This is a genomic window from Ruegeria sp. HKCCA6707, assembly GCF_013033515.1.
Lineage (GTDB): Bacteria > Pseudomonadota > Alphaproteobacteria > Rhodobacterales > Rhodobacteraceae > Ruegeria.
Genome location: NZ_WQEG01000010.1, coordinates 110514 through 130803, shown reverse-complemented (window position 1 = coordinate 130803; position 20290 = coordinate 110514). Strand labels below are relative to the sequence as shown.

General features: G+C 55.8%; 14 protein-coding genes and 1 tRNA gene. 13 read left to right on the top strand and 2 right to left on the bottom strand.

Translation table 11 applies throughout. The annotated features are described in order from the left end of the window. The first annotated feature begins 142 nt into the window (after window positions 1–142). Window positions 143–715 (top strand): NUDIX domain-containing protein, encoded by a 573-nt coding sequence (locus GOW40_RS19060; protein WP_171231124.1) that lies wholly within the window; start codon window positions 143–145, stop codon window positions 713–715. Between the two features lie 422 nt (window positions 716–1137). Here GOW40_RS19060 and GOW40_RS19055 read toward each other — a convergent pair. Next, a tRNA-Leu gene (locus GOW40_RS19055) sits at window positions 1138–1222 on the bottom strand. Window positions 1223–1649: 427 nt separating this feature from the next. Here GOW40_RS19055 and GOW40_RS19050 point away from each other — a divergent pair. The 12 genes from GOW40_RS19050 (at window position 1650) to GOW40_RS18995 (ending at window position 17321) form a co-directional block, all read left to right on the top strand. Beyond that, window positions 1650–2066 (top strand): hypothetical protein, encoded by a 417-nt coding sequence (locus tag GOW40_RS19050; protein ID WP_171101974.1) that lies wholly within the window; start codon window positions 1650–1652, stop codon window positions 2064–2066. 3 nt (window positions 2067–2069) lie between these two features. Next, a complete protein-coding gene (locus tag GOW40_RS19045; RefSeq protein ID WP_171133328.1) occupies window positions 2070–4082 on the top strand; it encodes a dynamin family protein in 2013 nt (670 codons plus the stop codon). An 8-nt stretch (window positions 4083–4090) separates the two neighbouring features. Next, window positions 4091–5710, top strand: a complete 1620-nt coding sequence (locus GOW40_RS19040; protein ID WP_171133330.1) for a dynamin family protein — start codon at window positions 4091–4093, stop codon at window positions 5708–5710. Window positions 5711–5778: 68 nt separating this feature from the next. Then, window positions 5779–6150: a hypothetical protein gene (locus tag GOW40_RS19035; protein ID WP_254444511.1), complete on the top strand. Its 372-nt coding sequence runs from the start codon at window positions 5779–5781 to the stop codon at window positions 6148–6150. A gap of 26 nt (window positions 6151–6176) precedes the next feature. Then, a complete protein-coding gene (locus GOW40_RS19030) occupies window positions 6177–7067 on the top strand; it encodes a hypothetical protein (protein ID WP_171133332.1) in 891 nt (296 codons plus the stop codon). A 68-nt stretch (window positions 7068–7135) separates the two neighbouring features. Continuing rightward, the gene (locus GOW40_RS19025) at window positions 7136–9178 is read left to right on the top strand and encodes a dynamin family protein (RefSeq protein ID WP_171133334.1); all 2043 of its coding nucleotides are present in this window, start codon (window positions 7136–7138) and stop codon (window positions 9176–9178) included. Then, window positions 9175–10458: a dynamin family protein gene (locus GOW40_RS19020; RefSeq protein ID WP_171133335.1), complete on the top strand. Its 1284-nt coding sequence runs from the start codon at window positions 9175–9177 to the stop codon at window positions 10456–10458. The genes GOW40_RS19025 and GOW40_RS19020 overlap by 4 nt, the downstream gene beginning before the upstream one ends. A gap of 333 nt (window positions 10459–10791) precedes the next feature. Beyond that, a complete protein-coding gene (locus tag GOW40_RS19015; protein ID WP_171133337.1) occupies window positions 10792–13017 on the top strand; it encodes a serine/threonine-protein kinase in 2226 nt (741 codons plus the stop codon). A 99-nt stretch (window positions 13018–13116) separates the two neighbouring features. Continuing rightward, window positions 13117–14109: an FHA domain-containing protein gene (locus GOW40_RS19010; RefSeq protein WP_171133338.1), complete on the top strand. Its 993-nt coding sequence runs from the start codon at window positions 13117–13119 to the stop codon at window positions 14107–14109. Next, window positions 14109–14888 carry a PP2C family serine/threonine-protein phosphatase gene (locus tag GOW40_RS19005; RefSeq protein ID WP_171231123.1) on the top strand — a complete coding sequence of 260 codons (780 nt, stop codon included), beginning with the start codon at window positions 14109–14111 and terminating at the stop codon, window positions 14886–14888. The genes GOW40_RS19010 and GOW40_RS19005 overlap by 1 nt, the downstream gene beginning before the upstream one ends. Window positions 14889–14910: 22 nt before the next feature. Further along, window positions 14911–16173: a transporter substrate-binding domain-containing protein gene (locus GOW40_RS19000; RefSeq protein WP_171133342.1), complete on the top strand. Its 1263-nt coding sequence runs from the start codon at window positions 14911–14913 to the stop codon at window positions 16171–16173. 41 nt (window positions 16174–16214) lie between these two features. Continuing rightward, entirely contained in the window at window positions 16215–17321 is a 1107-nt protein-coding gene (locus GOW40_RS18995) for a transporter substrate-binding domain-containing protein (protein WP_171133344.1), read from the top strand. A gap of 361 nt (window positions 17322–17682) precedes the next feature. Here the strand turns inward: GOW40_RS18995 and GOW40_RS18990 are convergent, their stop codons facing one another. Beyond that, window positions 17683–19896 carry an NADP-dependent isocitrate dehydrogenase gene (locus tag GOW40_RS18990; protein WP_171133346.1) on the bottom strand — a complete coding sequence of 738 codons (2214 nt, stop codon included), beginning with the start codon at window positions 19894–19896 and terminating at the stop codon, window positions 17683–17685. Window positions 19897–20290 lie beyond the last annotated feature (394 nt).

Below are 20290 nucleotides of genomic sequence, written 5' to 3'. Positions count from 1 at the left end.
TGCTCTCAAAGTGAAGTGTTGCGGCGATCCATTGAGACCGCCGGACAAAGCGGACGTTCCTTGCTGCAAAGCGCCGGGATGCAACCTGAACATTTGCTCTGCGGAATTTGCCGCCGCACAAGTTTAAATTGCATAATTTTCTTTGGAACGATATTTGCGATTGCAGATCGATCGGCTGATCCTACTCAAACTCACTCTCATTCCAACTCCTTGCAATAACCGCCAAAGCAACGATAAGACTTCAAGTCGTAAAGCGGAGATTTCACTCGTCGGAGCTAAAATGAGCGTTGCGGAAGCGACCAATCTGCAAGGTGCGAAGATAGCAGTCATTTGTAATGATACGGTAGTAACCTACCTGAGAGACAACTTCGATCACATTCCTAATCCTAACCAGTGGGACTTACCTGGGGGTGTTCGCGAAGCTGGCGAAACTGCGCTAGATTGCGCGTTGCGGGAAACACAGGAGGAGTTCGGCGTATGTTTGTCGAAGAGCTCAGTTGTTTACGAAGCAACCTTTATTGCCCAAGCAGCAGCTAATCTGCCGAAACGCGAAGTTGCCTTTTTTGTTTGTATGGTATCTCCGGACGTTGTTTCGATAATCGAATTTGGCGAAGAGGGACAGTGTTGGGAGATGATGCCAATTAGAAAGTTTCTTACGCGCGACGATGCCGTGCCTGAATTGCAAGCTGCGTTTAAGACATTCTGGACGCGTTAATGTAAAGGTGGGCGCTTATTTCCGAGGGGCAAAATAGGGCCGCTTTGGGCCCACTACCGTGATCTGAGGCTTTTCGTAGTATGACTAGTTCGCCGTTCTGCGCGGTCATTGCACTGGCGGTTTCCATCTTCAACGCAGTCGTGTTCCAAGGGCGGCAGGAGGATTGGAGACCGCGTTTCTTAGCTAGTTGTGTTCAGGTTTTCTTTCGGTTTGCTGACAAAAACCGCTCTTACAAGGCAGTTTGAAGTGTCCACTATGCTTCTTGAATCGGGACGAACAAGTTGAACGGGTCATCAGTCGGTAGATTGATAGACAGGTTGGAAGGTAGCGATAACAGGAAGAAAGAAGTGGGACTAATAGTGGGTCTTAAAGCAATTTATTTTATATAATCATCTGTAATACAATAGAATATTTTGTTTTTGTGGTGCGGGTGGAGGGACTTGAACCCCCACGCCTTGCGGCGCCAGAACCTAAATCTGGTGCGTCTACCAATTTCGCCACACCCGCAACCGTGGTGCATGTGCACCGCAATGACGCGCTGAATAACAAAGCTTCCTGTCGAGTGCGAGAGGGAAAATGAAGACCAGCGCAAGTTTGTGTGTCACGTTATGACCCTTGCCGGGACGAGCAGGGTCATCAGAATCGGTTCTTTGACCGAGTGGGTGCCTCGGTCATTTTTTTCATTCCGGCCAGCTAGTTACGGCTTGTCGTCCGTGTTTTTCCCGGCGTATTCACACAACTCCACCCTGGGTTGAGACATTTATGCGAAGAGCCATCACAATCGCGCCACAATTCAAACGCCAAAAAATCTTATTCGCGTCAAAATAACACCGCGGTAATCGCGCTTGTTTAACGACAACGAGTTAATGAGTCTTTTTTGCCGCGTGGCGCGTTTGCCAGTTCCCGCTCAACTCCAACAACAGGGGTCTCTGTCGTGACCAACCAGATGAACAACGCCGTAAGCGAGCAGGATGTCATCGATCTTGCGCGTGAGAGCTTTGTCGACGAGCTCAAAGTTCTAAATCGCCATCACCCTGGAACAGGGTTTGGGATTGCTTTGAAAACCCTTTCGGGTGACCGCTATTTGCTGGCCAATGCGCGTATGCCGTTACCCGCACACAAATCCCAGGACTTTCCAACAGGGCGTCGCGTCGCGCGTCTGGAAAACGGAGAGCATTTCAGCTCGATCGAAGTTCTGGCCGATTCATTGGCCTATGAATCGATATCGCCTCTGACCGAGGCCGAGATCTTGGGCAATGCGCTGGATCTGATCGCGCGAATCGACACATTGGCGGGCCTGCCGAAAGGTGGCCAGCCGTTAGAAATTGCCGCAACTGGCACCGGAGGCTGAATAATGGCGCGCAACGACCATCTTTTGTCCGTTGGAAACGAAGCTCTGTCCCCCGTGACAGAAGCGATGACTTCCCTGACGGCGCAGATTGACCAATTGACAGAGGTGGCGGATGCGCGCTCCTCGGCACGTTTGGCCACACTCAAGACGCGAATGGAAAACTTCACCGCCAACGTGACGTTGGTGGGGCAGGTCAAGGCGGGCAAATCGTCGATCGTGAACATTCTGGCAGGGCGCCCGGATTTGCTGCCTTCTGATGTAAACCCGTGGACCTCGGTGGTGACCACGCTCAACATCAACACTCGGACCGAAGGCGACACAAAGTCGAAATTCACATTCTTTGAACAAGAAGAGTGGGACAACCTGATGGTCGGTGGCGGCCGTCTGGGCGAACTGGCTAACCGGGCCGGTGCCGATGACGAGATGGAGGACATCCGTCGCCAGGTGGCCGAGATGAAGGCCAAGTCGGAAGAACGTCTGGGCAAGCATTTTGACCTGATCCTGGGGCAAAGCCACCAGTATGACTATTTCGACGACGAGTTGATCCAACGCTATGTCTGTTTGGGCGATGAAGACGATCCGGACATCAACCCGAAGACCGGTCGTTTTGCCGATGTGACCAAGTCGGCCGAGCTTTACATGGATATTCCGCAGTATCCGTTGGCTTTGCGCCTTTGTGATACGCCGGGTGTGAACGACACGTTCATGGTGCGCGAACAAATCACCCTGCGCAGCTTGCGCGGGTCTGAAGTGTGTATCGTGGTTCTGGCCGCCAGTCAGGCGCTGACCACGATGGATATGGCGCTGATGCGGATCATCGCGCAATTTGAGAACCGTCAGATCATCCTGTTTGTGAACCGGATTGATGAACTGTCGGATCCGATCAACCAAGTGCCTGAAATTCGCGACAGAATTCAGGAAACGCTGAAACAGAACAACATCGACACCTCAACAAGTATCGTGTTCGGAAGTGCCCTTTGGGCAGAAGCCGCTTTGACAGGAAATCCTGACATCCTCACGGAAGAGTCGCGGCAGACCCTGAACACGTTCTATCTGGCGGCCGGCTTTGGGGATGAAGCCGCGTCGCTGGATAAGATTTGGGCATTGTCCGGATTGCCGGATCTGCTGCTGGCAATGAATGAACGGATCGCTGAAGGTACAGGCAAGCGATTGATCGACCGCGTGCGCCACCGTGCGCGCAACATCGCCAGCCAGATCCGTGCCACCTCGGTTGCCAAAAAGCTGTCGGACAGCGAAGGGGTCGTTCACAATTTGGAAGGCGCCAGCCCCGAAGAGGCGATCGCCGCCGTTTCAGACGAATACGAGAAGAAAGCGGCCGAGTTGACCGCAAAACTGCGCGACAAGGTACTCGAACGCCTGACCTCGGCAGAGACGAATTTTGTCAAACGCGCGACGGACTCGTTGATCGCGCATCTGGAAGAAAACGGCGAGCAGGGGACCTGGCAATACGATCCCGCTGGCCTTCGGACCCTACAAAAAGCGGCCTATTTCAGCTTTGCCCGCGCGATGCGGAAAGATGCTGGTGCGCTCTATGAAGCCGCTGCAGCGGATATCGGTGAACTGTACCATAAGCTGTTGGGCAACCATCTGGGCGAGTTCACGATCGAAGCGCCGATTGTGCCGCGCGTACCGCCGCCATTGGGCATCGGCAAGACCATTGCGCTTGACCTGCAAAGCACCTGGTGGCGCCGCTGGTGGCAAAAGCGCAAGGGCTTTGAAGCTTATGCTGCAGATTACACCCGTCTGATCGCCTCTGAGGCGAACTCGATCACCAAGGACATTGAAGAAAACCAGATCGCAGCCGTTCTGGAAAATGTCCGGGCGACATTGTCTGATTTCCTGCGCGAGCAGAAAGAGACATTGCTCAGCATCTCTCAGTCCGGAGAGCAAAGCAAAGCCCGTAGTGCAGAGCTGATGGCCGAACAGAAGCCTCAGAAATCGCGCGACGATATCCTGGGTGACATCCTCAAAGATCTTAGCAACGAAGCGGCATAAGAAGAGTTATGGTAAATACAGCACAAACCCGTTTCGTTACCCCCAAAGCCTGGGACCGCATTGAAAAGTGGTCGCGCCGCAAGCCCGTCTTTGCGCTGATGGGGGAATTCAGTGCCGGTAAATCGACATTGATGAACTTTCTCTTGCGCAAACAAACGTTGCCGACACAAGTCACAGCGACGCAATTGCCGCCGGTCTGGTTCAGCTTTGGCGAAGGCTCGGCCTATGTTCTGCGTCATGATGGCAGCAAAGAAATGATCACGCTGGATCAGCTTGATCAGGTTGGCGTCAACGATGTGCAGTTCGTGCGCATTTTTCTTGAGGCGGATATTCTTGAGGCCGTCGATTTGATCGACACCCCCGGTATCTCTGATCCCAAGATCTCGAACGATGTCTGGCGTCGTGCGGTTGGTCAGGCCAATGGCGTGCTGTGGTGTACACATTCCACTCAAGCCTGGCGCGAGACCGAGCGTGCCACTTGGGTGTCCTTGCCCGAGCGTCTGCAAGCCAACTCGCTTCTGTTGGTCACCCGTGCCGACGCATTGAATACGAAAGATCGCCAAAAGGTGCTACGTCGCGTGAACCGCGAGGCCGGACATCTGTTCAATCGGTCTATCCTTTTCTCGGCACGCGATGCCATCATTGCCCGGGACAAGACCGGAGATGCCGAGATGTGGGGCCGCAGCGGTGGCGGCAAGATGGTCGACAGCTTCCTTGAGATCACCGAGCAGATCATGGGAAGCCGCGCCGAAATGCTGTCGCGCTACCAAATGGAAAAATCAACCCTACCTGGGATCGAAAAGATCAAACCTCTGCGTCCGGCCAAGCCGAGCGAGGCAAAGGACGACGTGACCACTGTCCGAGTGATCCCTCCCGAAAACGCGGACACCGAAACCGTGACAAGCTTTCCGGTGCGTCCTGCGCGTGTCGAACGGCGTTCGGACGAGATCGAGCGTCCGAGGATCGAAGCCGAGGAAGCCGAGAAGCTGCGGCAGGAGATGATCGTCGATGAGGACGAGGTCACAGCGAAGGATCAGAATGTTTCGTTCAGCGATGACAAAGACGAGGCAATGGATCTGGACTTCCTGCCAAACCCGGCCACGGATGTTGACGAGTTCGAGTTCCAAGGCGAAGAAGAACCGGAACCCGAAGATGAATTGACCGTTTCAGACACCAGTGAAGATGATCCGGTTGAAGAAGAGATCGAAATCGTGGAAATCGCGCGCGGCGTCGAATCCGATATCGAACGGTCGGTATCCTCGATAACGGCCCTATTGGCTGAAAAGTCTGAAGAAGACTACGAGCCCGAACCCGAATCCAATGCGTTGACCGACGGGCAAGTTGTACCAATGCAGCTTGAGGATGACGTCGCGGACGCCCCAGAACCGGACATGAAATCACTCATTCAGGTTGTGCCTGGAACGCCGATCAGCGCGGTCGATCTTTGGAACGAATTTGTCTCGAAAGAGGAGTTGCCCGACGATGCCAATGGGCTGCGCAGTGTCTTCTCGGCTTTCCTGACCGAGTTCGATCAGATATCCCGTGATTACCAACCCAATTCAGATCAGCCGGTAAGCCCAATTGGACGATCTGAAGAAAACTCGGCGGCGGAACGACATGCTTTGTAGTTTGTTCCGGTTCGCTCGCGCCAAAGGCAGGTTAGAACATGTCAATTGAGAACGCGCTTTCCACTGCCATGGACTCCATACCCGACTGCGTTGCAGCCGGGTATGTTGATATGGAAACGGGTATGTTGCTTGGGTTGAAATCGGATCAACCTGATCACACGAACCTGCTCGAGAACCTGGCATTGGCCGTTGCGAACCTGTTTCAAGGGCGCGGTGTTCGTGGCTTTGAATCATTGTTGCGCATGATCGGCACCCAAGAAGATGACAACCCGGGCTTTGGGGAAATTGCCGTTTTCTCGGATGATCGGCTGCACATCTTTTTGCGGACGCGGGAATATCCGGATCACGTGGTCTGTTATGTCTGCCGCAGTGACGAAAAAGCGGGCTTGGCGCTGACGAAATCACATCTCAGCCTCGGGCCAGTTGCGGCGGCGGTTTAGACAGGTCCAAAGGGGGTCAAGACACGATGGATACCGACATTCTTGAGATGCTCGACAGTATTGGACGCAACTCACTCGCGCGTTTGACGCCTGCTGTCTACCTGAACGGTGACACCGCACAGGACCGCAGAAACGGCGTTTTGAAAGCCATTCGTGGCACCATTCTTCCGCGCAGGCTGGAGTTTACGGCCGCCAACGACCTGGTTCTGGCGATCGAGGTCAATAGCTCTCGCATCACCGATATCTTTAGCTTTGGCGACGAGCCAACGCCCGATTTTGAAACGGAGCCGCGCGAAGCACTGACCGAGGTTCTGGCAAGGATGGTGACGGACATCGCGATGGCCCCTGGCCCACTTGAATTGGTATCGCTGCGCCCGGACAACCAGCTTGAGGCTGACGATGTCGGGATCACCTATTCCGAGATCGCTGCAGCCTGTGCCGGGATAGAAATTTCCGAAGAACCTATCATGACGATCGTGCCCGACGCGCCCGAGGAAGAAATCGAGCCCGAGCCAAACGTGGAACCGGTTGAAGCCGTGGAAACCGAACCCACCAGCCCCTCGGGTATGGCGCATGGTTTCTACGCGGCCTCTGATCGCTTTGCAGAGGGTCGCATCCTTCTAAGTGACGACGACGGCGAAGCGCTCGAACTCGACGGGCTTTGCGCCGAAGGTCAGAGCGGTTTTCCCGAACAAGAGCTTTTGCAAAGCTTTGCAAAGGACCTTGCCGGCTGGAAATCGGACAGCGAAGGTGCCTTGACCCAACCACAACTGATTGTTGTGCGCGCTTCGGGCGGGCAAGGCACCGGCCTTTCGATCCTGTGCGACGGTGCGCAAACAGCAATCACATTGCACGAGGCGCGCAAGCTGGGTGCAGTCGTAAACCTATGGAGATCACTGCAGGGTGCCGCTGAATAACCGCGATCCTGCCCTATCCTGTTCTTTATTCTTTAATATTAGTGCATATGAGTTACCAGGTGAACCTAATGAGCGAGCAGAAACGCAACGAACTTATTCGCATCGCTGAAGATATGAATGAGATGAGCAATGACGAAACCCGTCATTTCATCTCACGCATTGTTGACGACCTGACAAACCTGAAACCCTCGATTGCGTTTGTCGGCCAGATCAAAGCCGGCAAGTCTCGCCTGATCAACGGGTTTACCGGTCATGCCGAATACTTGCCCTCGGACGTAAACCCTTGGACGACGGTGATTACCGACATGCATTTCGGTCACCCTTCGGGCAGAACGTCGGGGGCCGAATTCCATTTCTTCGACAACCGCCAATGGCAATCGCTGATCGCCGAAGGCGAAGAGCTGCGCAACATGTTCCCCGATGAGGAGGACAGCTATAAGCGCGAGATGATCGAAGAGCAGGTTGAGGCGATGAAAACGCGCGCCAAGCTGCGTTTGGGTGAAAGTTATAAACACCTGCTGGGTCAACACCATGATTTGGAAGATCTGACATCCGAGGATTTGGCGCGGTATGTCTGCGCAGGCGACGACCCGACAGAAGAGGACGCGCATGATCCCGGGTCTGATCGTGGCCTTTATAGCGACATTACCCGCAAGGCCGAAGTATACTTTGACCTTGGCCATTTTCCGTTTCCCCTGACGGTCACAGATACACCCGGCGTCAACGACCCTTTGCTGATCCGGGAAGAGATTTCGCGACAATACCTGAAGGAGTCGGACTTCTTCGTCGTGGTTCTGTCTGCTCACCAAGCACTCTCGCGGGCGGACCTTAAGCTGTTCCGCCTGATGCAGGCGTTGGAACTTGGTCAGATCGTGGTTTTCATCAACCGTGTCGACGAATTGGGTGGCGGTGCAGAAGACGCGACGAAAGTACGTGCCGATGTATTGGAAGGGCTCGAACGTGCCCTTGGCAACTCGGACATCGATGTTCTGATGGGAAGCGCACAATGGGCGCACTACGCTCTGACAGGTGATGAAACCGGGATTGATCACGACCAGATCCTTGCCTGGCTTCGGGCACACCCTGAGCAGATGCGTCAGTACCTGTCTGGTGTGGAAGAGATCAAGCAGGGCTCGGGCCCTGTCAGCCGCGCCGCTGTTTTACGCTATGCCGCTATGGTTGCTTCGGGTCTGCCAGACCTGCGGCACCATGTAACTCAGGCCCTGACAAATGGGCCGCGTAATGAGCAGTTGCGTATGGCGTGGCAGCACTTGAACAGCTTCGCTCAGGGCGAGCTGGATCGCAGCAAAGCGAACCTGCGCGCGCTGGAAGCGAAAGAGGGGCCCGAAACCAAAGATATCACGGAAAGCAATCAGGCGCTTTCAGACCTCAAGGCGCTTGTGGTCGAAAAGTCGGAGACGATCACCAATGAAATGGACGACGTTCTGGCCAATTTGCGGGGTGTCATGGATGATACGGTGGCCGAGGCCGTCTCTTTGGTGGTCCGTGGACCTGACGGGCAATCGCCTTTGCTTGCCAAGAACAACGAGACCGAGTTGAATTTTGGACCGCTGCGCGAACGCATGCGTGAATTGGTTCAAGGCGCAACTCAAGTGGTACGCCAACGCATGTTAAGCGAGCTTTATGCGATTGATATGCAAAGCAACGCGGCACTCCGAGCCTTGCCTGGATGGCGCGACCAGTCCGAAAATCGCATGAATACCAGTGCTGTACGCTGGTTCCGCCCGAACATGACGGCTCTGACCCGAGGTATAACAGTCGAACTTCGCGTCACCTGGCTGTCGCGTCTGATTTCGCGCAAAAGCGTCGTCAATCGGGCTGAGCGAATGATCATTCAGGAATTCGAGATGATCGGTGATGATCTGATCGACACCGCGCGCGGTGATCTGGTTGAGCGGATGAAAACAGTGCTGGATCACTACTTGGCCCTTCTCACAGGCCATCTAGAGCATCGCGTTGGGCCGCAAAGCAGCAACCCGCGTGTCGAAGCACAAGCTGCGGTTGACCGCGCCCGCCACATCGTCGATGAATTGAACAGCACCATGGGCGCTGCCCTGTCAGACAATCTTCAGCCAGAGGCCGCAGAATGATCGATTTCCCCGGAACCGATGCAGAGGTAAGACAGCTCGAACGGTTTCTGACTGCAACTGAGAAATTGCCGGCAACACCAGGGCTGGACGATCTGCGTTCCAAAGCGATGGCACATGCCGAAAAGCTCTCGAACGCCGTTTCAATCGGCTTCGCGGGTGAGTTCGGCGCTGGAAAATCAAGCCTTGCCAATATGCTGGCAGGTGCCGACATTCTGCCGACAGGTCCACAGCATCTTAAACTGCCGCTGGTGATTGTGGCTTATTCCGAGTCTCCGGAAACTACAGTTGGCTGGTGGGATCGAGAGCCCAAAGTTTACTCGGGGATCGTTCTCGAAAAAGCCGCCAAGGAAGAACCAGATTTCATCTCGGTTGGGCTAAACACCCCTGCCCTGCAGGAAATCTCTCTGTTCGACTTGCCGGGCGCCGGTGCATTGGATGACACCTATAAGCAGACGTTGGACCTGTTGAGTTACGTCGATTGTGCGATCTGGTGCACCAATGGAACCACCGCTTGGCGTGAGACTGAGCGTCACCTGTGGATGAAGGTTCCGCAAAAGCTGCGCGACAACAGTGTGCTTGCGGTCACCCATGCTGATCTTTTGACGGACAAATCCGCGCTTGAGCGTGTCACCGCACGACTGGACAAAGAAAAGAACGGCCTGTTTCAAGCAGTTGTTCCGATTGGCACTCCGGTCGCGGTACGCGCGATGGCACAAGAACCGGAGCCTGACTTTGATCTTTGGAACAGCTGCGGTGGTCAGGATTTGGCCGAGCAGGTTTTGCGCATGGCATCGGTTCATCGCCAGGCCGATCTGGACGCGGCGCGAAAAGACATCGAGACTGTGTTCCAGCCCTATCTGGAACAGTTTGAAGACGCGCAATCAGAAGAACAGCTTGACGATGCATCGGTTCAACCTGGCGTCGCGGCAAATCTCTCCCCCTTGCAAAACCCGATCCTCGAGGATTGGCTCGCAGCGATTGCCAGCATTCACCATGATCTCAGCGAAAGCCCCGAGACCGAGCCTGCAGCATTTCTGCAGAATTGTCAGGAGATTGTTGAGGATTTTGCCGAGCGGTTGGAGGCAAGTGAAGAGATCAACCCTGACGCAGATTGGGTTCCAGCTGAATTCGAAAAGGCGACTGACCTTTTGTTGCTGCTGCAATTCGAAAGCGGTTCCGCGCCTTTGAAAGATGCGGTACGGATTCTGGCCCAGTTGAGCGATACTCTGGCCTGGGCTGGCAGCTCCGAAGCTTCTGCGGCTTCCCGAACAGGCACCTGAATTCCCGCATAGATTGCACTGTTACAGCCCGATTCGCGGTGTCAAGAATCGGGCTGCTATTGTTTCGAATTCAGAGACCAATAGCCGGGAAATGCGGGGTATGGTGCGATTTATCCAACTCAGCAACACTATATATGGTGTCGCCAAGGTCGATATCTCAACATATTGATTCACCATTTTTTAAGTCCATAGTGAAGCCATGCGGCGGCCCCAATAAAGTCAGATTTGAACCGTCTAACAGTCTTAAGTTTCTGCGGCTGTGTTTGGTTGTGAGTTCGCGGGCTGAAAGCCCAGTTAGCTTTGTCGCAATATGTATTAAATGGGCGGGAAGAAATGAGCCACAACCAGGCTGTCGGCACGACGCACGACGAACCTCAAATTGAAGGTCTGCAACCAGGCGCCAAACTATTGCGCGGGCAATACGAAATCCTGCGCTTTCTGAGCAATGGCGGTTTTGGGATCACATATCTGGCGCGCGACAGCCTTGAACGTGACGTGGTTATCAAAGAGTGCTTCCCCGGGGCGCTGTGTAAACGCAGCGGTGATTTGGTTGAACCGGCCGATCCTGAATACAAAGAAGACCTGCGCGCCATCATAGACCTGTTCATTCTCGAGGCACGCAATCACGCGCGTTTGGTGCACCCCAATATCGTGAACGTGCATCAGGTGTTTGAAGACAACAACACCGCCTATATCGCGATGGACCTGATCCGTGGGTGCGATCTGCTTGAATATGTCGAGAACCCCGAAAACGACCGGGGCCCGGACTTCATCGTTCAGGTGACCGAAAAAATGTTGTCTGCGGTGGCATTCATCCACCAAAGCGGCATGTTGCACCGTGATATTTCACCGGACAATATTCTGATCGACGAGCATCATCAGCCGGTGTTGATCGATTTTGGCGCGGCGCGCGAACAGGCGGCCCATAAATCCGCGGCGCTGATGACGTTGCGGGTGATCAAGGACGGGTATTCGCCACACGAATTCTACGTGCGGGGTGCAGATCAAGGGCCCAGCAGCGATCTCTATGTGCTTGCGGCAACCCTTTACCACGCCATCAGTGGTGAGCGTCCGATTGACGGTCAGACACGGTTGAACGCGTTCAACAGTGGCCATGCCGATCCCTATTCGCCGCTCGACGGCCGTTTTGTCGGCTATCCCAAAGACTTTCTGAAAGCGATCGACAAGGCGATGGAGGTACATGCCACCGACCGTGTGCAATCGGCGCTGGATTGGCTGCGTATGTTCCGTGGCCCGGACGTCATGTTCGACACGTTCGAGCATCGCCCGATCTCGGTCATTGTCGGGATGGACCGCAAGGACAAGGAAGAAGAGGCAGCGCGGATCAAGGCCGAGAGCGAAAACGCCGAGGCCGTTGTCACTGCGCTGCTGGCCGGAAACGCTGACTTGACCCTCGGAAACGAGGATAAGGCGGATCAAGATCTGGCCAAATTTTCCTCGGACGATGACAACAAGGTGGCGGTAGATACCGTCGTCCGAAGTGGTACCGGGGGTACCAAGAAATTTGTGCTGCTTGCAGGTGTTGCGTTGATTGCGCTGGCCGCAGGCGGATTTTATGTGATGTCGGGCAACACTGGTACGCCCGAGGCAAGCCCCGAAGCGGCAGTGGCCAACGATGCCATTGCGGTCGCCGGGGAACCGATCGAGCAGACCGCCGAGGCCATCACAGAGCCGAAACCGGCCGAGCCGGCCCCGGCGGCGGATTCAGATGTTGCACCGACCGAGCCTGCCCAGCAGGAAGAGTTCGTTACTCCCGAGGTTGCGGCAACGCTAGAACCTTTGGCCGCTGCTTTGGCGCGGGCGCTGGAAGAAGCGTCCGACGAGACAGCGGCCGAAGAGCTTCCCATCGAAGCTGCGGCCGCACCGCAGCTTAATGAAACCTTGGCTGAAGACGTGACGCCCGTTGCAAAGGCGGCGTCAACACCGGTCAACCTTTCCGAAAAACAGGTGTCGTTTGCGCATTGGGATGTGACCATTCCGTTCCAAACGGCGCTTCGGCGCGCGTCCACTGGCAACACAATCGCGGTCACCGCTGTGAACCCAAACCAGGACATGTCGGTCATTGGTGAATGGGTGCAGCGTGGCGCGACCATCTTCACGCTGAATGGTGACCCGGTGCGCGCAGATCTTTCTCTCGCCGCTCATTTTCTGGACAGCTTTACCGTTGATCCTGATGGCCATATCCGCAAGGCCGCGCGCTATCGCGAACTTGGGCAGACGCGTGCTCAGAACGGCCTTTTGGCGCTTCCCGCACAGCGTAGCATCGGGCTGGAGAACGGCCTGACCTTTGAGGCGTCACATGTTTCGGTTAGCGGCTGGCAAACTGTAGTGAACTCGATTGCTAATGAAGGTCAGACAAGTCTTCAGGTCGGCGACATCGTCTTGCGTGAAAGCAACACCGATACAGCGATTGACCAGCCCGAAGCTTTGGACGCCGTGTTGGCGACGCTGGTGGCCGAGAACACGCCCGAAGCCAAATTCACCGTGCTGCGTAACGGAACCGAAACAACCGCAACCATGCAACTGGCAGGAAACTGAGCGCGCGGCGCGTCTGCCTCAACCCCGCGCTTCGGCGCTGAGAACTGAATTAACCCGCGGGCTCTGCCCCGCATCATTAGCGAAGAAGGTGTCGACACCATGTTCAAATATAAAAGCCCTCTGAGCCGGCTTCTGGAAGGTGCCGGCAAAGCCAAGGACGATGATCTCGCAGACGTCAGCGAGGTACAGGCCGAAGACAACAGCCAGCCTGAGCCCATCGCGGATTTCAACGCGCTGCGAAACGCGCTTGCTGGTGGCAATCTTAGCTCAGAGAGCTATGACGACGCCGACGAGTTGCTTCCAGAAGAGAAGATGGAAGAGTTTCCCGAGGAAGACCTCTTGGAAGAGGAACCTGCTGCAAGCGAAATCGCGTCAGAAGATGATCCGGTTGTCACCTTGCATTTGACCGAGGCACAGGGCGTTTCCAGCCAAGAAGAGGTCATGGCAGCCGTTGCCGAAGCGACGATAGAGGTGGCTGAAGAGAAAGCGGAGCCAACCCCTGAGATTGAAAGCATCACAGAGGTTGCCGAAATCGTCGAGCAAGTCGAGCAAGAAGAGGAGCGGAGTGTTCCCGAGCCTTTCGCAAAAGCACCAGAGCCAGCGCCGATCCCGGCAACTGCTCCGACTGGTGACCGCCGGTCTCGCGTCAAAACTACCTTCCTAGGGTTCGAGCGCGGTGACACCAAGGTACAGGACTTGATGGAAACGGCAGCTCCGGTCGCCAAGACCGAAGCGGCAGAGCCCACATTCCCCGTCGGCTGGCTTGTTGTAACCTCGGGCCCGGGTCGCGGCGCAGCTGTTACCTTGACCGAAGGACTGATGCAGATCGGTCGGAATGATGATCAGGCCATTCAGCTGGATTTCGGCGATACCGGCATCTCGCGCAGTAACCATGCGGTGATTGCTTACGACCCCGAAGATCGCAAATGCTATCTGGGCCATGGTGGCAAGGCCAACCTTGTGCGTTTGAATGGCAAGCCTGTCCTCAGCACCATCGCACTGTCCAGCGGTGACCTGATCCGCATCAGTGAAACCTCTCTCCGCTTTGCAGCCTTCTGCGACGATGGCTTTGACTGGCGGGATACCGACTGATGCTGGCAACCCCTGCATATGATGTTGCGCTGATCCTGGATAAGGGTCAGCGAGATACGCAGGAGGATGCGATTGCTGCCCGTGTTTTCGACGCGGCGCAGGCGGGCTATGTCGTTGTGGCCGACGGGATGGGAGGTCACGATGCAGGCGAAGTTGCATCTGGCCTATGTGTCTCGACCTGGCGTGCGGCGTTCGACGGATTGCTGGAAGACCAAGAGCTTTCGCAGGACGCTCTTGTCGATGTCTTGCCCTTGGCTGCTATGCAGGCCAACGCTGCCGTAGCAAGCCACAGCGAAGATCACGGTATTCAGCTTGGGTCGACCCTTTTGGGTGTGTTGCTGCTAGATCGAAACGTGTTTTGGATCTCGATTGGTGACAGCCCGCTCTACCTGTTCCGCGACGACAAATTGCAGCAGATCAATGAAGATCACTCGATGGCGCCAGTCATCGATGCCCAAGTTGCCGACGGCTCGCTGACAGAGGCGCAAGCCAAGGCGCACCCGGATCGCAATCAGCTGACTTCGGTGATCATGGGTGCAGAGATTCCAAAGGTCGATAGCCGTGAAGTTCCGTTTGAACTGAAATCTTCCGACATCCTGGTCTTGGGCAGCGACGGGCTTCAGTTTCTGAGTGGCACCGAAATTGAGCAACTGATGCGTGCGCATCCGAATGCCCCGGCGCGCGACATCGCAGATGCGTTGCTGCAAGCGCTTCACGCAAAAAACGACCCGGATCAGGACAACATATCAATCGCCGTCGTTAAGCCGGCCCTTTCGTGAAATTGGTAGAAATACAGGACACATGAGAAACCATCTGATCATATCCAGCCTTGCGCTCGCAGCCGCAACTGGCGCAGCAACGGCACAAGAAGCCTGCTCAACCTACGAAATTCAGCGCGGCGACAGTCTGCGCGAACTGGCAATCGCGGTTTATGCGACGGAAGACTATGGTTTTCTCTATGACGCGAACCGTGACGTCATCGGGTCAAACCCCAACATCATCCGGATCGGTGATGTGCTGACTTTTCCTTGTTTGGAAGACGTGGGACGGGCCCTGCCCGAGCCGGATACCGAAGCAGAACGCATGGCGGTCGAAATGGCTTCGGAATTGGTGAAAGCTGCAGAAGAGCGCGCGTCGAAGGCAATCGCTGAGGCGGAAGCCCGTGTCGCCGCCGCCGAAGCAGCCGCCAAAAAATCAAGCGAAGACGCGGTCATTGCCGCCAAGGCAGCCGCCAAGGCCGAGATTGAGGCCGCGCGGGTTGAAGGTGCTGCGTTGATCCGGAACGCAACCAACAGTGAGCGTCCTGAAATCCGTGATCGTCAGCTGCTGTTGATCACAGGTGGAAACTACGCCCCGTTCACGGATGAAGCCCTGCCCCATCGCGGCTTGTATACTCAGCTTGTTGAGACCGCCATGTTGCGGGCCGCGCCCGAGCAGGGATACAAGATCCAGTTCGTCAATGACTGGTCTTCGCATCTCGATTTGCTCATGCCGACACTGGCTTTTGACGGCACATTCCCGTGGTCGCGCCCAAATTGCGAAGCAGCCGAAAGCCTGTCTGAAAACGACCGTAACCGCTGCGAGACCTACAATTTCTCGAACCCGTTCTATGAAGTCGTTGATACGTTCTTCGCGTTGTCAGGCTCTGGCTATGAACAGACGCTCAGCTACGCGGATTTCGCAGGGACAACGATCTGCCGCCCCGAAGGTTGGTCTTTGTCTCATATGGATGCGGTCAGCTTGTATGAACCCGTCATCACATTGATGCGGCCAGTCTCTCCGGATGATTGCTTCCACGCGGTCATGCAAGGTGAGGCTGACATCATCGCCATCGAAGCCCATCTGGCCGACGAGGCGATCAGCCGTCTGGGCTATGAGCATCAGATAATCGAAAACCCCAATCTGGCGGCAATCAAGTCGCTTAACGTCATGACCCACAAAGACAATCCAGATGGGGAAGCCGTCCTTGAGACGCTGAACCAGGGTCTGGCGATCATGCAGCAATCGGGCGAGTGGCGCGATATCGTGTCAACCGCTCTTCGTTACCAAATGGAAAATGGCTAAGGCCCACGTCGGGCTCATAATACTGTCTGGAGGAAGTGGACATGTTTGAATTTAACCTGAAAAAAGTAGTGATGTCGGCAACCGCTGTCACCGCGTTGAGCGCAGGGGCTGCCGCGGCTCAGGAAGCGTGTACGAACTACACCGTGTCAGACGGTGACACGATGGCAACCATCGCGATTGCCGCCTATGGCACGTCGAACTATCAGCCGATCTTTAACGCCAACCGCGGTGTCATCACCAACCCCAACGACCTGGCGCCCGGCCTGGTTCTGGCCCTGCCTTGTGAAGACGGTAGCCTGCCCAATGGTCGTTCGGCGCAAGAGATCATCGCGGCTGAAGAACAGCGTGCGGCAAGCGTGCAACGCTCCAGCGTCTATGAGCCCCCGATCAAACTGGTCACCGGCAACGGCTGGGCACCTTTTGCGGATGAAACCCTGAATGGCGGTGGATTCATCGCACGTCTGGGCACCACAGCACTTAATCGTGGTGGTAACGCGCGCGACTATTCGGTCAGCTTTGTTGATGACTGGAACTCGCACCTTGATACGCTTCTGCCTTTGGGTGCGTTTGACGTCTCGATGGCTTGGGTCATGCCCGATTGCACCAACCGCAGTTTCGAATGGTCGCCCGAAACCGAAACCCGCTGCACGCAGTTTGACTCCTCGGTTCCGGTTTATGACACCGTGTTCGGCGTCTATACACTGCCGGAAAGCCAGTATGCCCAAGCGACCTCGTACACCGAGTTCAAAGGCGCAACCATCTGCCGTATGACCGGCTGGGGCCTGTTCGACCTTGAAGCTGCGGGTCTGGGCAGCGACGATTACGTGCGCCTGGCGCCGGTAACCGCGCGCGAATGTGTGGATGCCGTCCTGACCGGCAGCGCGGATGCGGCCACCTTCGAGGTGCAGCTGATGTCCGATACCATGAGCGAAATGGGTCTGACCCAGCGCGACCTGGTCGAGAACCCGTTCGTATCCACCACGCAGTCGCTGCGTTTCATCGCGCACCGCAGCAACCCCTTTGGCAAGCAGTACCTGTCGATGCTGAACAAAGGTCTGAACGAGATGCGGGAATCCGGTGAGTGGTACGCCATCGTCTCTGACACTCTGCGTGAGCATAACGAAAAACTGATTGCAGCGTCGAACTGATCCCTCGGTTTACGCATTCACTGGGGCCGGTTGTTGAACCGGCCCTTTTTTCGCTCATGAACAAGACGTTCTACCGAGAACAGTCAAAAGTTGCAGCGGCAAACTTTAACCATAATTCGGACGAATTTTGGTCTTTCTGCGACCCTACAACGTTCATGTCTACGGGAAACCCCGAATATTTTTTTTGGGTTCAATGTTCTAGACTGGGCTTAACAATACCGGTGTCGGCTTAGGGCCGCCCCACTCACTCAGAAAAAGGCTGGCTATGGGGGCCAGCCTTTTTTCGTGTGTATTTGAGGGAACGGTCGAAAAAAGCCGGCCCAAGCAGGCCGGCTTTTTCCGTTTTCGTTGTCGGGCAAGATCAGTCGATGATTGCGTTCAGCGTGGCGCTGGGACGCATGACCTTGGCCGTTTTTGCTGCGTCCGTGTGGTAATACCCGCCCAGATCGACCGCAGGACCTTGGGCTGCTGCCAATTCCGACAAGATCTGCTGTTCGTTGTCGGCAAGCGCTTTGGCAATGGGTGCAAACTCCGCTGCCAGATCGGCATCTTCCGTCTGCGCCGCCAGGGCTTCGGCCCAATAGCGGGCGAACCAATAGTGGCTGTCGCGGTTGTCCGGCTGACCCATTTTGCGGCTGGGCGATTTGTTGTTGTCCAGGATCCCCTGCGTTGCCGCTTCGGCTGCAGCCCCCAGAACACCGGCCTTGGCATTGCCTTTGCTGTCGGCCAGGAAGTTCAGCGATTCACCCAGTGCGCAGAACTCACCCATCGAGTCCCACCGCAGGTGGTTTTCCTCGACCAACTGTTGCACGTGCTTCGGTGCCGAGCCACCCGCGCCGGTTTCAAACAGACCGCCACCCTGCATCAGTTTCACAATCGACAGCATCTTGGCCGACGTACCGAGTTCCAAGATCGGGAACAGGTCGGTCAGATAGTCACGCAACACGTTGCCGGTGATGGCGATGCTGTCTTTACCGGCCGTAATCGTTGTCAGCGTCTGATGCGTTGCTTCGCGCGGGGCCATGATCTGGAACTTGTCGGCCACGCCAGCAGCCTCAAGCGCCGGTTTGACGTATTTGATCAGCTCGGCGTCATGGGCCCGGTTTGCGTCCAGCCAAAAAATCGCCTCGGACCCGGTCAGGCGCTGACGGTCCATCGCCAGTTGGATCCAGTTTTCGATCGGCGCTTTCTTGACGGTGCAGGCGCGCCAGATATCACCGGCCTCAACTTCATGCGCATGCAGCGTCTCACCATTGGCCAGAACGATGCGGATTGTACCATCCGCAGGGGCTTGGAACGTGGTCGGGTGCGAGCCGTACTCTTCGGCTTTCTGCGCCATGAGGCCCACATTGGCAACCGCACCAGCCGTCGCGGGGTTCAACGCGCCATTGGCTTTGAAGAACTTGATAGCCTCATCATAGACCGGTGCATAGCAGCGGTCGGGGATCACACAATTGGTGTCACCCTTGGCGCCGGTTTCATCCCAGCCCTTGCCACCCGCACGGATCACGGCAGGCATCGAGGCGTCGATGATCACATCCGATGGCACGTGCAGGTTGGTGATGCCCTTGTCACTGTCAACCATATACATCGACGGGCGGTCGACCTTCAGCGCGTCAATGGCGGCCACGATCTCGGCATTGCCTTTCACCCGCTCCAGAAGGTCACCCAGGCCCGAGTTCGGGTTTACACCCAGCGCATCCAGTTCAGCGGCATACTTGTCGAACACAGGGGCCAACCACGCCTTGACCGCATAGCCAAAGATGATCGGGTCGCTGACCTTCATCATCGTGGCTTTCATATGCAGCGAAAACATCGTGCCGTCTTTTTTGGTGTCTTCGATGGCATCGGCCAGAAATGCCGACAGAGCTTTGACGGACATGAAGGTCGCGTCCGCTACGGTGCCCTCTTCCAGTGGCCAGCCGTCTTTCAGAACGGTGGTGCTGCCATCTTTGCCAACAAATTCGATCTTTGCATCGCCTGCCTGCGCGGCGGTGATGGTGGCCGATTTCTCGTTGGCATAGAAGTCGTTGCCTGACATCGACGAGACTTTGGTCTGGCTGGATGCTGCCCATTCCCCCATCGAATGCGGGTTCTTCTGGGCATAATTCTTCACCGCCTTCGCCGCGCGGCGGTCGCTGTTACCTTCGCGCAGAACCGGGTTCACGGCCGAGCCCTTGATCGCGTCATAGCGCGCGCGGATGGCCTTTTCCTCATCGGTCGAAGGCTCTTCGGGATAGGTGGGGATGTCATAGCCCTGCGATTGCAGCTCTTCGATGGCCGCTACCAGCTGCGGGACCGAGGCTGAGATATTGGGCAGCTTGATCACGTTTGCGTCGGGGGTTTTTACCAGTTCACCCAGTGCGGCCAGATCATCAGTGATACATTGCTCATCAGTCAGATTCTCGGGGAAGGTCGCCAGAATGCGACCGGCCAGCGAGATATCCTTGGTGCCGACACTGACACCCGCAGCGGATGCGAATTTGCGAATGATGGGCAGGAACGAGGCGCTCGCCAGCTCCGGCGCTTCGTCTACAATGGTATACAATATATCGAAGTTCGATTTTTCTGCCATGTTCCCTTACCTTTTTTAAGCCTTTCAGGGGCGTGCGATCCAAGAGTATGTGCCATGGTCCAACCTGGCACCGAGCCGTAACGGGGTAATGAAACCCAACCGGAGACTCTGATGTGACAGGGCCTCCCATAAATCAGGATTGGCTTGGGATCAATCACCTATCCGGGCGCAAATTGACACGGGGCGGGAAAGTGAACGTTAAAGCCCTGTCGGAGTCTCTGGCAATTTCAGCATTGCATAGAAGGCGCTTAAATCGCCTGTTTCAGATGCGCACCTGATCCTTTGTCAGCCGTTTGGTCGACTTGAATGCCTTTTGATCTGATCAGGCGCAGCATGAAGAGCCGACCGCTTTTGCCGGAAGTGCCCAGGAAGTCTACCATCTCTCTTTTAGCCT

Excerpts from the sequence above, each read along its gene's own strand:
- GOW40_RS18990 (WP_171133346.1), bottom strand. The coding sequence starts at position 19,896 with ATGGCAGAAAAATCGAACTTCGATATATTGTATACCATTGTAGACGAA.
- GOW40_RS19020 (WP_171133335.1), top strand. The coding sequence starts at position 9,175 with ATGATCGATTTCCCCGGAACCGATGCAGAGGTAAGACAGCTCGAACGG.
- GOW40_RS19000 (WP_171133342.1), top strand. The coding sequence starts at position 14,911 with ATGAGAAACCATCTGATCATATCCAGCCTTGCGCTCGCAGCCGCAACT.
- GOW40_RS19045 (WP_171133328.1), top strand. The coding sequence starts at position 2,070 with ATGGCGCGCAACGACCATCTTTTGTCCGTTGGAAACGAAGCTCTGTCC.
- GOW40_RS19010 (WP_171133338.1), top strand. The coding sequence starts at position 13,117 with ATGTTCAAATATAAAAGCCCTCTGAGCCGGCTTCTGGAAGGTGCCGGC.
- GOW40_RS19005 (WP_171231123.1), top strand. The coding sequence starts at position 14,109 with ATGCTGGCAACCCCTGCATATGATGTTGCGCTGATCCTGGATAAGGGT.
- GOW40_RS19015 (WP_171133337.1), top strand. The coding sequence starts at position 10,792 with ATGAGCCACAACCAGGCTGTCGGCACGACGCACGACGAACCTCAAATT.
- GOW40_RS19030 (WP_171133332.1), top strand. The coding sequence starts at position 6,177 with ATGGATACCGACATTCTTGAGATGCTCGACAGTATTGGACGCAACTCA.
- GOW40_RS19035 (WP_254444511.1), top strand. The coding sequence starts at position 5,779 with ATGGACTCCATACCCGACTGCGTTGCAGCCGGGTATGTTGATATGGAA.
- GOW40_RS19025 (WP_171133334.1), top strand. The coding sequence starts at position 7,136 with ATGAGCGAGCAGAAACGCAACGAACTTATTCGCATCGCTGAAGATATG.
- GOW40_RS19040 (WP_171133330.1), top strand. The coding sequence starts at position 4,091 with ATGGTAAATACAGCACAAACCCGTTTCGTTACCCCCAAAGCCTGGGAC.
- GOW40_RS18995 (WP_171133344.1), top strand. The coding sequence starts at position 16,215 with ATGTTTGAATTTAACCTGAAAAAAGTAGTGATGTCGGCAACCGCTGTC.